Here is a 13,769-nt window from a genome sequence, read left to right as displayed (position 1 = left end):
CGTAATAATTCAACTAAATGAATTACTGCTTGGTCACTCTTTAAGACTTGATATTTTTTGCCACCGAAGTGGCTGATATCGTCTTGTGAGTGCCCACACAGATTGTCTGATAAATTGTTAAAGAGCAGTGAGTTACGCGCTTTCGCTTGCTAACTCGAGGTGGCGTATATTACGCTTTCCTCATTCAGTGTCAACCGTTTATTTCATTCGGTTGCCGCTGTTTTTAATCTTTCCGACCCGGTGACTTCGTGATGTTGTTCACGTTGTTCCCTGTCGATGGAGCGGCATTATAGGGAGTTAGATTTTAATGGCAAGCGAATAAATACAGTTTTATTTCGTTTGCCGTTTTTTTATCCAAAGCCCCCTGTTTTTACGCTTTTGCTATAAAGGAAGGCAAGGCAGCAAGGCTTTCCAGCACGGCGTCAGCTGCACTTTCACTTTGTTCTGTAACAGGCTTACCCGTACGCACTAAAATCTTGTGTCCGACACCCGCAGCAGCAGCAGCCTGCATGTCCTCAAGCTTATCACCCACCATATAAGAAGAAGCCATATCAATATTCAGCTCTTCTTTAGCGGTTAAAAACATACCCGGCAGGGGCTTACGACAATCACAAACCTGGGTAAACTCTTTAACTGTGCCTTCGGGATGGTGAGGACAGAAGTAGATACCGTCGAGATCGACGCCCCGGTCAGCCAGAGACCAGTCCATCCATTCGGTCAGCGTCATAAACTGATCTTCAGTAAATTTACCGCGTGCAATACCTGACTGATTGGTCACCAGCACCAGCAGAAAGCCCATTTCCTTTAATTTAAGACAAGCGTCAATAACGCCATCGATGAACTGGAAGTTATCGATTTCATGTACATAGCCGTGATCGACATTCAAAGTACCATCACGGTCGAGAAAGATTGCTGAAACAGGTTGTGCCACAAATTTGCTCCTGATGCCTGATTAATGGCGTGAGTATCGCATGTTTTCACTGTCTGTGAGAATGCTAACCTGGTTGACTTAGACGTCTAGACGCCTTAGCATCCACGACATGCTACGGGGACGCTCCCCGAAGAGTTAATTTCACCACGTCACGGCGAAAAGACAGAATAAAAAATAATATGATTAAACTTTCAAACATCACCAAGGTTTTCCAGCAAGGTGCGCGCCAGATAGTCGCACTCTCTGACGTGAGTCTTCACGTCCCTGCCGGACAGATTTATGGCGTCATCGGTTCATCCGGCGCAGGTAAAAGTACCCTGATTCGCTGCGTCAATTTGCTGGAACGTCCGACTAAAGGCCAGGTATTGGTTGATGGTCAGGATCTTATGTCCTTTTCTGAGAAAGCACTGACCCGCGCACGTCGCCAGATTGGGATGATTTTCCAGCACTTTAATCTGCTTTCATCACGCACCGTTTTCGGCAATGTCGCATTGCCGTTGGAACTGGATAATCTGTCTTCAGCTGAAATTAAAAAGCGCGTTTCAGAACTGCTGAGTCTGGTGGGCCTTGAAGATAAGCATGATGCCTATCCGGCAAATCTTTCCGGCGGACAAAAACAACGTGTAGCGATCGCCCGTGCACTTGCCAGCAATCCGAAAGTGTTGCTATGTGATGAAGCCACCAGCGCACTGGACCCGGCCACTACCCGCGCCATTCTTGAGCTCCTGAAAGACATTAACCGTCGTCTGGGATTAACCATCCTCCTCATTACCCATGAGATGGACGTCGTAAAACGTATTTGTGACCAGGTTGCCGTCATCAGTGACGGAAAACTGATTGAGCAGGATAAAGTGAGCGAGATGTTCTCTCATCCAAAAACTCCGCTGGCACAGCAGTTCATTCAGTCCACATTACATCTGGATATTCCAGAAGATTACGCCGTTCGTATGGTGCCGCAACCGGAAGCAGGTCGCGTACCTTTATTGCGTCTGGAATTCACCGGTCAGTCGGTCGATGCTCCGCTGCTTTCAGAGGTCGTACGTCGCTTTGACATTAATAACAATATTATCAGTGCTCAGATGGATTATGCCGGCGGCGTGAAGTTCGGGATTATGCTGACAGAAATGCACGGTTCAGAAGAAAACACTCAGGCAGCAATTCAGTTCCTGCATGAGAATCAGGTGAAAGTAGAGGTACTCGGTTATGTCTGAGGCAATGATGTGGTTAATGGGCCGGGGTATCTGGGAAACTGTCGTGATGACACTGACCTCTGGTTTCTTTGGTTTTGTACTTGGCCTGCCTTTTGGCGTCCTGCTGTATGTGACGCGCCCGGGTCAGATTGCAGAGAATAAAAACGTCTACCGCGTGATGTCAGCGCTGGTGAATATTTTCCGCTCTATTCCTTTTATTATCTTGCTGGTGTGGATGATCCCGTTCACCCGCATGATTGTCGGTACTTCCATCGGTTTACAGGCCGCGATTGTTCCGCTCACCGTCGGGGCTGCACCGTTTATTGCCCGTATGGTTGAGAATGCCCTGCTGGAAATTCCAAGTGGTCTGGTGGAAGCTTCCCGCGCGATGGGTGCAACGCCGATGCAGATCATCCGCAAAATCTTATTGCCGGAAGCCCTGCCTGGTCTGGTCAATGCAGCGACCATCACGCTGATCACACTCGTAGGCTATTCTGCTATGGGTGGCGCAGTCGGTGCCGGTGGTTTGGGACAAATCGGTTATCAGTACGGTTATATCGGTTACGACGCAACTGTGATGAATACGGTATTAGTCCTGTTAGTGGTTTTGGTGTATTTAATTCAATTTTGTGGCGACCGCATCGTAAAAGCAGTCACACATAAATAAGAAATAGCCGCTGTAATAGCTACCCTGTGAATGATTTAAATCCGTTTATTGAGGAAAGGACATGTCTAACAAATTCAAATCCATTGCCGTTGTCGGCGCGCTTCTGGGATCGCTGGCATTAGTCGGTTGCGGACCAAAAGAACAAGATCCAAACCATATCAAAGTGGGTGTAATCGTCGGTTCAGAACAACAAGTTGCTGAAGTGGCTCAGAAAGTTGCGAAAGAAAAATACGGTCTTGACGTTGAACTGGTGACTTTCAACGATTACGTATTACCTAACGAAGCGCTGAGCAAAGGTGATATCGACGTTAACGCCTTCCAGCACAAGCCTTACCTGGATCAGCAGATTAAAGATCGTGGCTACAAACTGGTTCCGGTCGGTAACACCTTCGTTTATCCAATCGCCGGTTACTCTAAGAAAATCAAATCTGTTGATGAATTGAAAGATGGCGACCAGGTTGCTCTGCCAAACGACCCGACTAACCTCGGCCGTTCACTGCTGCTGCTGCAAAAAGTGGGGCTGATTAAACTGAAAGATGGCGTGGGTCTGCTGCCAACCGTTCTGGATGTGACTGAGAACCCTAAAAACCTGAAACTGGTTGAGCTAGAAGCACCACAGCTGCCACGTTCACTGGATGATGCGAAAATCGCTCTGGCTGTGATCAACACCACTTACGCGAGCCAGATCAACCTGACTCCTGAGAAAGACGGCATCTTCGTAGAAGATAAAGAATCTCCGTACGTTAACCTGATCGTTGCGCGTGAAGATAACAAAGACGCTGAAAACGTGAAGAAATTTGTTCAGGCTTACCAGTCTGATGAAGTGAATGCTGCAGCGAACAAAATCTTCAACGGCGGCGCAGTTAAAGGCTGGTAATCCGTTGCTGTCAGGTACGCAGGTTTTGCTCTGACTATTAGTCTGTAAATATTACTTTCATAAATAAATTCAAGGCGGGCATATGCCCGCCTTGTTATTTCCTCAATACCTTGGTTCAATAACGCCACATTCTTTCCTGTAAACATATTAAAAAGCAGAGGATATACCATGCGTGCTTTACCTCTCTGTTTGTCGGCGCTTTTGCTGGCGGGTTGTTCTCTGACTCCACATCCACAGCCAACCCCTCCTGCACCCGTTGTTAAAGAAGAGCCAAAACCAGTAAAACCTAAACCGGCTCCGGTTCGTCCTGCCCCGGTAAAACTCTATAAAGATGCCGAAGCACTGGTTGGTAGCCCTTTCCGTGATTTAGGCGAAGTCTCTGGCGAATCCTGCCAGGGCGATCAAAATGATGCACCACCCAGCCTCGCTGCCGCGCGCAAAAGAATGCTGACCCGCGCATCTTATATGAAGGCCAATGCAGTATTACTGCACCAATGCCAGATCATCAGCGGTGTGCCGGGTTGTTTCCAGCAGGCGATTTGTCAGGGTTCTGCCCTCAATGTCACGTTTAAATGACCTCATTTTCTTTTGAGCAAATAGGGACGATTCATTCACCCTATAAAGAGAAGTTTGCTGTTCCGCGCCAGCCCGGTCTGATTGAGGATGGTGGCGGTGAATTACATCTGCACGCACCTTACAACCAGCCCGAAGCCGTTCGCGGACTGGAAGACTTCAGCCATTTATGGGTGATGTTTATTTTTCATCAGACGATGGAGGGCGGATGGCGTCCGACTGTTCGTCCGCCACGTCTGGGTGGGAATACGCGTACCGGTGTGTTTGCGACCCGTTCAACCTTCAGGCCGAATCCGCTCGGAATGTCTCTGGTTGAGCTGAAAGGGATCCGCTGCCAGGGGCAAAATGTCATTCTACAATTGGGCAGTCTGGATTTAGTGGATGGCACGCCTGTCGTGGACATTAAGCCTTATCTTCCCTTTGCAGAAAGCCATCCTGATGCGCGTGCCGGATTTGCTCAGCACGCGCCGGATTCCGGCATGCCGGTAGAATTTTTACCTCAGGCTGAAATACAGCTGGCTGAACATGCGGGACAATATCCGCATCTTCGCCGTTTTATCACGCAGGTTTTAGGACAGGATCCCCGTCCGGCTTACCGCAAAGGGGAAGCAGCAGACCGGGATTATGCCGTTCGCTTGCTGGAGTTTAACGTCCGCTGGCGGGTGACGGGCTCTCTGAATCAGGTATTGTCGCTCGACAAAGACTAAATTTCCTCTGCTTCTCTTTTGGCAACAGCAACTCGCTGGTAAACTAAACCACTTTTTACGTTTTGGCTGCCAATGGCAGCCTGATTGCAATTTGCAGTGCTAACGGAACCAACAACATCATGCGTACTACTCAATATCTGCTCTCTACACTGAAAGAGACGCCAGCCGACGCGGAAGTGATCAGCCATCAGCTGATGCTGCGTGCGGGGATGATCCGTAAACTGGCCTCAGGCCTGTATACCTGGCTGCCGACAGGCTTACGTGTTCTCAAGAAAGTTGAAAACATCGTACGCGAAGAAATGAACAACGCGAACGCCATTGAAGTGTCGATGCCGGTAGTTCAGCCCGCCGATTTATGGCAGGAGAGCGGACGTTGGGAACAATATGGTCCGGAGTTGCTGCGTTTCGTTGACCGTGGCGATCGTCCGTTCGTTCTGGGTCCGACTCACGAAGAAGTCATTACCGATTTGATCCGTAATGAAGTCAGCTCATACAAACAATTACCGCTGAACTTTTTCCAGATCCAGACTAAATTCCGTGACGAAGTACGTCCGCGTTTTGGCGTGATGCGTTCCCGTGAATTCCTGATGAAAGATGCCTATTCGTTCCACGCGACGCAGGAGTCTTTGCAGGAAACTTACGATGCAATGTACGCAGCCTACAGCCAGATCTTCAGCCGTATGGGTCTGGATTTCCGTGCAGTATTGGCGGATACCGGTTCTATCGGCGGCAGCGCTTCGCACGAATTCCAGGTTCTGGCACAAAGTGGCGAAGATGATGTGGTGTTCTCTGACTCTTCTGATTTCGCGGCTAACATTGAGTTCGCTGAAGCGCTGGCTCCGGCTGCTCCGCGCGCTGCAGCAACCGAAGAAATGCGTGTTGTTGAAACTCCAAATGCCAAAACCATCGCTGAACTTACCGAACAGTTCCAGGTTCCGGTTGAAAAAACCGTTAAGACCCTGATGGTTCACGCGACGGCAGAAAGCGGCCATAAACTGGTTGCCTTACTGGTGCGTGGCGATCATGAGCTGAATGAAATCAAAGCCGAAAAACTGCCACAGATTGCTGTACCACTGACCTTCGCAACTGAAGCCGAAATTCGTGAAATCGTTGCTGCTGGCCCGGGTTCACTCGGTCCGGTCAATCTGCCGATGCCAATTGTGGCTGACCGTACTGTTGCCGCCATGAGTGATTTCAGCGCAGGGGCTAACATCGACGGTAAGCATTACTTCGGTATTAACTGGGATCGTGATGCTGCATTGCCACAAGTTGCCGATATCCGTAACGTTGTTGCCGGCGATCCAAGCCCGGATGGTCAGGGTACGCTGGTCATAAAACGCGGTATCGAAGTCGGTCACATCTTCCAGCTGGGTACCAAATACTCTGAAGCGATGAATGCGACCGTACAGGGCGAAGATGGCCGTAATCAGGTGATGACCATGGGTTGTTACGGTATCGGCGTGACACGTGTGGTTGCTGCGGCGATTGAGCAGAACCATGACGATCGCGGCATAATCTGGCCGGATGCTATCGCACCCTTCCAGGTCGCTATTCTGCCAATGAACATGCACAAATCTTTCCGCGTGAAAGATGCAGCAGAAGCTTTGTACAAAGAACTGCGTTCACACGGTATCGATGTGATCCTCGACGATCGAAAAGAACGTCCGGGCGTCATGTTTGCGGATATGGAACTGATCGGTGTTCCGCATCACGTAGTGATTGGTGATCGTAATCTGGATGCTGAAGAGCTGGAATACAAAAACCGTCGCTCTGGTGAAAAACAGATGATTAAACAAAGCGATATCGTTGAGTACCTGCTGAGCCAGATCCCGCGTTAAGATCGGCTAACGATTGTTTGTTATAAAAAATGCCCGCTTAGTGCGGGCATTTTTGTTTGTGCCATTCAGTTAGTGCAGTTCAGTGTGCTTTGGTTTTAAGGACAGGATCTGCTTACGTCAAACTTAACGTTTTTATCCGCCACCACAGCGTTCTGTATCTGCCCTTCTTCCATTGAAGGCTCTGTCATGAAATGACCATCCATGGAAAGGAAGACCAGCTGATTGGGTACTTTACGCGCCGCAAGATAGCCTTCTTCCAGTGATTTGTTTGCCGACATCGGGAACACTTTACCAGTTGCACAATCTTTAAATGACGCGGCATCCGCGCTGTATTGCATCATTCCGGTCAGTGCCATCGGCGTCTTAGGCAAACTTTGCTGCACCGGCTTAAGGGTATAATTGAACTGAGAAGTAATAGGCTCACCGCTCACATCCAGCAGTTCCAGATTTTCATCTTTCGGATGGAAATAGCGTTTCTCACCATCGTTACCCGTCAGCACCAATTTATCGGCAGTTCGCGCCCAGCGCCCGTAACTGGCGAACACCTGATCGCCATCTTTACTTCCCTGATAAATTTCCTGCAGGATATATGTTCCGTCCTGTTGCAGGAAAAGTGACGTTTTCAGGCCGCTGCAATCCGCGCAGGGCAACACGCCGCTGTAACTTTGCTGCATCGCCTGCAATGGTTTTTCATGATTAAATACGGCGGTATGACAGCCGAACAATGATAACGCCCCGAGCGCCAGCACTGCTCCAATAATGATTTTTTTCACAGTTTCTCCCCTACTGCTATTCCACAGTGCTGCGATAAAAATTGTCCTGCAGCACAAATTTAGGGCTGACGTATCTTGCCCCGCAATGCTTTCGTCGCCCCCTTGCGAACCTTACTTTCTACCCGTCGAATTTTAGACCCGCGGGTCGGTTTCGTTGCCCGACGCGGTTTTTCTACCACCATCGCCTGCGCAATCAATGCCCTAAGCCTGGCCAGTGCCGCTTCGCGATTCATCTCTTGGCTCCGATACTCCTGGGCCTTGATAATGACCCAGCCCTCAGCGGTAACAGAATGATGATTGAACGCCAGTAAACGCTCTTTGTAATATTCTGGCAAACTCGACGCTTTAATATCAAAGCGTAAATGAATGGCCGTTGAGGTTTTATTGACGTTCTGTCCGCCGTTCCCCTGAGCGCGTATCGCAGTTAATTCGATTTCGCTGTCGGGTATTTCCAGTTTTCCGGAAAGGATTAGCACGCTGATTACCTGGCTTCTTTCACAACAGACTCTTTCCATTCAGAAAAATGAATTTCCAAATTACTCTGAGCATCAGAAAGCCAAATAGTTCCGTCCTGCAACGTCGCCTGTAAATTCATGGTACGAGTGCCGAAAGCGGTTAGCTGAGTCAGCAACTCATCTTCTATATAACGGATGCGCAGGTTCTCAAAACCTCTGACTTTACCCTCGATTTGCGACCACCAGACTTTCGCCGCACGCTCACCATACGCGTAAAGTACGACTTCGCGCGATTGGTTACAGGCCTTTTTCAGACGCTTCTCATCAGGTAATCCTAATTCGACCCACAACTCGATACCGTTGTGGTCATTCTTACGCCAGATTTCCGGCTCATCTTCCGCGCTTAATCCGCGGGTAAACACCAGTCTTTCGTCAGCATGATAAATCCATGCCAGCAGACGCAGCATCATGCGTTGTTCTGTTTCTGAAGGATGCTGTGCCAGTGTCAGATTAGCGTCATGAAAGAAATTGCGGTCCATATCGGCGATATTGACTGCTGCTTTATAAATGGTTGCTTTTAACGCCATGGTAAACCCCTTGATAATAGACGCACAGTGTACTTGAAAGCGTCCTGTCGCGACCAGTTTTCCCCCGATGGTCATCCTCAATAATGGTTTTACGCAAACGATTTACCTTTACAGGCCGGCTAATAACTCACACTCTCCTGTGCTATAGTCGTTAAATACTGAGAGCTTATCTTTCTGCGCTTTCCTCAGAGGGATACGCTTTTTAGGGAGAACTTATGCAACAATACTGTGAGTTGGTACGCCGTAGATATTCTGAAATCGCCAGTGGCGATCTCGGATATGTGCCCGATGCGTTGGGTTGTGTATTGAAAGCATTGGACGAAGTGGCAGCAAACACTGAACTTCCGTCTTCCGTTAGGGACCAGGCGGCCTATGCCGCCGCTAACTTATTGGTGAGCGATTATGTCGATGAATGATGAGTACCAACCCATCAATTGCGATGACTACGATAATCTCGAGCTCGCCTGCCAGCATCACCTTGTTTTGACGCTGAAGATGCGTAGCGGAGAAATTGTTGAGGCTAAAGCCAACGATCTGTTAATGCGTAAAAAAGTGGAATATCTGGTGGTTGAGGCGAACGGCGAACAACGGGATCTTCGTTTAGATCACATAGAAAGCTTTAGCCATCCGGAAATTGGCACGGTAGTTGTCAGCGCTGAATAGCAGATCCCCCTCCATTACCTTACGGGCAATCTCAGGATTGCCCGTTTGCATTTCTGAGCCGGGATTAGTCCAGCGGCTTGAGACTGGCGTAATACGCAGACAAATCATTGATATCCTGATCTGACAATGATGAGCTGAAAGCCTGCATCACACCCGCCTGTCCGCCATTTCTTTCCCCTTTCTTATAAGCATGCAGCGAAAGCGTCAGATAATCTGCATTTTGGCCCGCCAGATTGGGGTAAATCGAATTAACTGCATTTCCCTTAGCGCCATGACATGCCGCGCAGCTGGCGGATTTCTCTTTCCCGTCAGCCACATTTCCGCCCGCTAAGGCTGGTAAACTGACCAGCATTAACGCCACGATCCCTGTGACTATTCTTCCCGCTGTTTTTTCAGCGAATATTGCCTGCATCACAACTCCCTGGGGCAAATAAGGTTCGCCCTGAATAAACTGCAGTTTACGTTTATTGCGCCGCCGACCAGACTATCTGCCACTGCGCTTCATTATTTCCGGGCTGAGACTGGCGGGTGATAAACCATCCCGGTGCCGCTATTAATTGTTCATTGTAATAAATCAGTGGGATCCGATCCCGCTGCCACGGCGGCACACCTAATTCTGACCACAGTTTTTTTGCCTGCCGCGCCCTATCCCGCCCGACTTTTTCGATAACTCCCTGCGCCTGAAAACGCACTGTCACCTGTTCATCAACACGGGGCTGGCGGATGACACATTCAGCCGCCTGCGCGGCAGGATCCGGATCGGCCATCAGATAACCCAGTCCATCCGGTAATATTAACTTCTTAACCGGATCCCAGCGGATCACCACATCTTTTAACGGCTGGAGTTCTGGCAATAAATACAAACGTTTACGAAAACGCCGGATGATCAGCGTACCCAGCACTAACTGTGCCTGTGCATCTTCGCGGCTAAGTGCCACTTCATCCCATATTCTTTGTAACTGTTCCCGCGATGGCATTTTTGCGCCACGCAATGCCAGCCAGCGACGCAGTAAAGCAGATCGTCTGACGACAGAAAACGCCTTCAGTCCTCCGACCGACAAACTGCCCTGCTCGTCAGTCAACATTGCGAGCGACTCACTGAGCAGCTCATCCAGCAACGCCTCCTGCTCCGCGCAAAGCGCAGCACTACGAGCGGTAGCTTCTGCGAAGTGCGGCCAGCGCTGATAAAGCGCAGGCAAAATTTCCAGCCGCAGAAAATTGCGATCAAAACGGACATTCCGGTTGCTGTCGTCTTCAATCCAGCGTAGCTGCAACTGTGTCGCGAATTCTTCCAGCTGCTCACGGGTGACGTCCAGCAGAGGTCGCAACAAACGATAGCCATGCGTTGAACTGTCCGCGCTCATGGCGGAAAGACCCGCCGGGCCGCTGCCACGCTTCAGCGCCAGCATGAAGGTTTCGCACTGATCATTGAGATGCTGTGCGGTCAGTAAGATTTCGTCCTCAGCCAGATGGTCTGCAAAAACCTGATACCGCGCCGCTCTCGCAGCCGCTTCTATACCGCCGTTATGCGCATCGATCCGAACTTTTACGGCGGAAAAAGGGATGTTCCGCTGAAGACAAAACGCCTGGCAATGCGCCAGCCAGTCATCGGCAAACTGGCTTAATCCATGATGAATATGCAGCGCACGCAGTTCAATTTTTGGCAGAGTGGTTTCACGTAGCTCTGCAAGCCCGGCCAGCAGGACAGAAGAATCCAACCCGCCGCTGAAGGCCACGCAAAGTTTTCGCGCGTCACCGATTTTATGGTGCAAATGTTCAGTCAGAAATGTCGTGGCAGTTTTTGAGTTCATAGAATTTTCAGGATTCGTATAATTCCAGCGGCAAGCCATCAGGGTCGTTGAAGAAAGTGAATTTTTTACCGGTATAGGGATCAATTCTTACCGGTTCACAGAAAACACCCGACGCAGTGAGCGCTGAAATGGACTGTTCGATATCATCCACGCTGAACGCCAGATGGCGCAATCCACAGGCTTCCGGGCGGCTTGGTCGTTCAGGTGGCTGCGGGAAGCTGAACAGTTCAATGGTGTATTGGTCGTTCAGCGCCAGATCGGCTTTCCAGGAATCACGCTCTTCCCGGTAAAATTCGCCCTGCAACGTGAATCCGAGAATGTCACAGTAGAAGTGTTTGCTGGCCTGATAATCAGAACCAATAATAGCGATGTGGTGGATCTGGCGAAGATTAAGCATAGTCATGTCCTGTTGATTTCTGTGGTGAACGTTACTCAGGCTGTCCGGAATCGTCAATAAAAAGCCCTCACGAAGAGGGCTGTTTGTTACTCCGCTTCCGGAAGTTTTAAGACTTTCACCAGATAGCGCCCGTCTTCTGTGAGACGCGTTCCATGAATATCAGTTTCAAAGCCGGGATAACGCTCGCCTATCGAGCACAACATAATCAGAAAATCGAGTACCGCGCGGCTTTCCTCTGTGATCATCTCTCCCGGCATCACCACCGGCACGCCCGGCGGGTAAGGCAGGATCATGTTGGCGGATACTTTGCCAATCAGTTCATCGATATCGCATTCATCAATATGTCCGCGAACCTGATGCTGGAACATTTCGTACGGCGTCATTTTCATTTCCGGCAGTACAGCAAACGCTTCCAGCATTAAACGCGGCAGGTCGTGGCGAACAATCAGCTTGTGGATCCCCTGCGCCAGATCCTGAATACGCATATTGCGGTAGAAATCAGGATCTTCCGCATAGAGATCTGGCAGCATATTTTTGACCCGCAGGTTGAGATCATAACTGCGTTTGAAATCGGTCAGGCCGCGCATCAGGCTCATAGACTTGGTTTTATCAATACCGATACTGAACAGGAAAAGCAGATTGTAGGGACCGGTTTTTTCTACCACCACGCCACGCTCGTCGAGAAATTTCGCCACTAACGCCGCCGGGATCCCCTCTTCTTCCAGCTTGCCCATTTCGTTCATGCCGGGTGTCAGGATGGTCACTTTGATTGGATCCAGATACATATGATCGGCATCAGCATTAGCAAAACCGTGCCAGTTTTGATCCGGATCCAGCGGCCAGCATTCCGCTTCATCAATATGTTCAGGCTGCCAGATATCAAAGAACCAGCCGTCAGTTTCTTCACGAAGCCTCTGGATCTCCTTGCGAAAATGCAATGCACGTTCCACTGAGCGGTTGATCAGGCGCCGTCCGGGATTTCCGCGCAACATCGCCGCCGCAGTTTCCGCCGAGGCGACAATGCCATAGTTTGGCGATGTCGTGGTGTGCATCATATAGGCTTCGTTAAAGGTGCTTTCGTTGTAATCGCCCTTGATGTGGATCATCGAAGCCTGCGAGAAAGCCGCCAGCAATTTGTGCGTCGATTGGGTTTCGTAGATGACTTTTCCCGGGATCCGTTCGCCGCTCATTCCGCTTTTACCATCATAAATCGGATGGAAGTTGGTGTACGGAACCCATGCGGAATCAAAATGAATCGACGGAACATCCAGCGTATTCTTGATGTAATCGGTGTTATACAACAGGCCATCATAGGTGGAATTGGTAATGACGGCGTGAACCGGCCAGGTAGCATTCGCGGTCTGGGAAATTTTCTTTTCTATGCTTTCGCGAGTGAATTCACGCTGCGGGATACCGCCAAGAATGCCGTAAGCATTGCGGTTCGGGCGTAAATAGACCGGCACGATATTGGTCATCATCATCAGGTGCGCGAGTGATTTATGACAGTTGCGGTCAATGAGCACTGTGCTTCCGGCAGGCGCCGCATACATGCCGACAATTTTGTTGGCGGTCGAAGTCCCGTTGGTGACGATATAACTCTGCTCAGAGCCGAAGGTCCGCGCGATATATTCCTCGGCTTCCAGATGCGGGCCGGTGTGATCGAGCAAAGAACCCAACTCGGTGACTGAAATCGACACATCCGCTTTCAGCGTTTTCGCTCCGAAAAAATCATAGAACAACGTTCCGACCGGACTTTTCAAAAAGGCAGTGCCGGCCATATGTCCCGGCGTACAAAAGGTGTATTTCCCTTCTTCCACATAGGTGAATAACGCTTTCGTCAGCGGTGGCGTAATGGTGTCGATGTATTCATCAGTGTACTGGCGGACGCGTTTGGCAATATCGTCAGCCGCACTCAGCGCATATTCAAAGAAATACAGCACCATACGCATTTCATTGACGTCAACGTCCAGCGTCGAATGCGTATTGATGAAGGCGTAAAGCGGCAGATATTCATTCAGCTCGTTAATTTCGGTACACAGCTCTTCGCTGTGCTGATCCCAGTCGAAAATTGCACCGCAGATACGGGCATTGTTTTCGATGAGTTTGAGTAAGTCAGCCCGATCACGCGGATAAATTATCTGAAACCCAAGAAGCGTCAGTGCGCTATCCAGTTCGCGGATTGGCTCCTCTTTGTAGTAAGCCCCTTCCGGGCGCATGATAGCGATAATATTCATCTGACAAATCCTTCTGTTGTTTTTCTCTCAGGTATTAATAGAAACACGGTTGGTGCCTGCTGTGTA

At 49.7% G+C, this 13,769-nt stretch carries 16 protein-coding genes; 8 read left to right on the top strand and 8 right to left on the bottom strand.

Annotated elements, in window-relative coordinates:
* Positions 1-370: 370 nt before the first annotated feature.
* Positions 371-931, bottom strand: a complete 561-nt coding sequence (gmhB, locus tag J1784_RS10890; RefSeq protein ID WP_217149206.1) for a D-glycero-beta-D-manno-heptose 1,7-bisphosphate 7-phosphatase — start codon at positions 929-931, stop codon at positions 371-373.
* Between the two features lie 179 nt (positions 932-1,110).
* Here gmhB and metN point away from each other — a divergent pair, with 179 nt between their 5' ends.
* The 6 genes from metN to proS all read left to right on the top strand — a co-directional run bounded on the left by metN (position 1,111) and on the right by proS (position 6,783).
* On the top strand, positions 1,111-2,142 hold the full coding sequence (gene metN, locus J1784_RS10885) for a methionine ABC transporter ATP-binding protein MetN (RefSeq protein WP_217149205.1): 1,032 nt from the start codon (positions 1,111-1,113) through the stop codon (positions 2,140-2,142).
* The gene (locus J1784_RS10880; RefSeq protein ID WP_217149204.1) at positions 2,135-2,788 is read left to right on the top strand and encodes a methionine ABC transporter permease MetI; all 654 of its coding nucleotides are present in this window, start codon (positions 2,135-2,137) and stop codon (positions 2,786-2,788) included. Before metN ends, J1784_RS10880 begins: the two co-directional genes overlap by 8 nt.
* Before the next feature lie 61 nt (positions 2,789-2,849).
* Entirely contained in the window at positions 2,850-3,665 is an 816-nt protein-coding gene (locus J1784_RS10875; protein ID WP_217149203.1) for a MetQ/NlpA family lipoprotein, read from the top strand.
* A gap of 168 nt (positions 3,666-3,833) precedes the next feature.
* The gene (gene rcsF / locus J1784_RS10870) at positions 3,834-4,241 is read left to right on the top strand and encodes an Rcs stress response system protein RcsF (RefSeq protein ID WP_217149202.1); all 408 of its coding nucleotides are present in this window, start codon (positions 3,834-3,836) and stop codon (positions 4,239-4,241) included.
* The gene (gene tsaA, locus J1784_RS10865; protein ID WP_217149201.1) at positions 4,238-4,945 is read left to right on the top strand and encodes a tRNA (N6-threonylcarbamoyladenosine(37)-N6)-methyltransferase TrmO; all 708 of its coding nucleotides are present in this window, start codon (positions 4,238-4,240) and stop codon (positions 4,943-4,945) included. The genes rcsF and tsaA overlap by 4 nt, the downstream gene beginning before the upstream one ends.
* A gap of 119 nt (positions 4,946-5,064) precedes the next feature.
* Positions 5,065-6,783 (top strand): proline--tRNA ligase, encoded by a 1,719-nt coding sequence (gene proS / locus J1784_RS10860; protein WP_217149200.1) that lies wholly within the window; start codon positions 5,065-5,067, stop codon positions 6,781-6,783.
* Positions 6,784-6,878: 95 nt separating this feature from the next.
* On the opposite strand, the gene nlpE is transcribed toward proS, so the two are convergent.
* The 3 genes from nlpE to J1784_RS10845 are packed head-to-tail and all read right to left on the bottom strand — an operon-like array spanning position 6,879 to position 8,598.
* A complete protein-coding gene (gene nlpE, locus J1784_RS10855; RefSeq protein ID WP_217149199.1) occupies positions 6,879-7,556 on the bottom strand; it encodes an envelope stress response activation lipoprotein NlpE in 678 nt (225 codons plus the stop codon).
* A gap of 59 nt (positions 7,557-7,615) precedes the next feature.
* Positions 7,616-8,071, bottom strand: coding sequence for an alternative ribosome rescue aminoacyl-tRNA hydrolase ArfB (gene arfB, locus J1784_RS10850; RefSeq protein ID WP_238485480.1), 456 nt, complete (start codon positions 8,069-8,071; stop codon positions 7,616-7,618).
* On the bottom strand, positions 8,038-8,598 hold the full coding sequence (locus J1784_RS10845) for a YaeQ family protein (protein WP_217149197.1): 561 nt from the start codon (positions 8,596-8,598) through the stop codon (positions 8,038-8,040). Before J1784_RS10845 ends, arfB begins: the two co-directional genes overlap by 34 nt.
* 215 nt (positions 8,599-8,813) lie before the next feature.
* Here J1784_RS10845 and J1784_RS10840 point away from each other — a divergent pair, with 215 nt between their 5' ends.
* Both J1784_RS10840 and rof read left to right on the top strand, forming a co-directional pair.
* The gene (locus tag J1784_RS10840; RefSeq protein WP_120508883.1) at positions 8,814-9,014 is read left to right on the top strand and encodes a YaeP family protein; all 201 of its coding nucleotides are present in this window, start codon (positions 8,814-8,816) and stop codon (positions 9,012-9,014) included.
* Positions 9,001-9,261 carry a Rho-binding antiterminator gene (gene rof, locus J1784_RS10835; protein ID WP_015696107.1) on the top strand — a complete coding sequence of 87 codons (261 nt, stop codon included), beginning with the start codon at positions 9,001-9,003 and terminating at the stop codon, positions 9,259-9,261. Before J1784_RS10840 ends, rof begins: the two co-directional genes overlap by 14 nt.
* Before the next feature lie 64 nt (positions 9,262-9,325).
* Here the strand turns inward: rof and J1784_RS10830 are convergent, their stop codons facing one another.
* The 4 genes from J1784_RS10830 to J1784_RS10815 all read right to left on the bottom strand — a co-directional run bounded on the left by J1784_RS10830 (position 9,326) and on the right by J1784_RS10815 (position 13,703).
* Entirely contained in the window at positions 9,326-9,673 is a 348-nt protein-coding gene (locus tag J1784_RS10830) for a c-type cytochrome (RefSeq protein WP_420803966.1), read from the bottom strand.
* Between the two features lie 52 nt (positions 9,674-9,725).
* On the bottom strand, positions 9,726-11,072 hold the full coding sequence (tilS, locus tag J1784_RS10825; RefSeq protein WP_217149196.1) for a tRNA lysidine(34) synthetase TilS: 1,347 nt from the start codon (positions 11,070-11,072) through the stop codon (positions 9,726-9,728).
* Between the two features lie 7 nt (positions 11,073-11,079).
* Positions 11,080-11,469, bottom strand: a complete 390-nt coding sequence (locus J1784_RS10820; protein ID WP_217149195.1) for a VOC family protein — start codon at positions 11,467-11,469, stop codon at positions 11,080-11,082.
* Positions 11,470-11,555: 86 nt separating this feature from the next.
* On the bottom strand, positions 11,556-13,703 hold the full coding sequence (locus J1784_RS10815; RefSeq protein WP_217149194.1) for a lysine decarboxylase LdcC: 2,148 nt from the start codon (positions 13,701-13,703) through the stop codon (positions 11,556-11,558).
* Between the last annotated feature and the right edge of the window lie 66 nt (positions 13,704-13,769).

The organism is Rahnella ecdela (assembly GCF_019049625.1).
Taxonomy (GTDB): Bacteria; Pseudomonadota; Gammaproteobacteria; order Enterobacterales; family Enterobacteriaceae; genus Rahnella; species Rahnella ecdela.
Note: the sequence above shows the minus strand (reverse complement) of the source record. Positions and strands in the feature narration are given on the sequence as shown.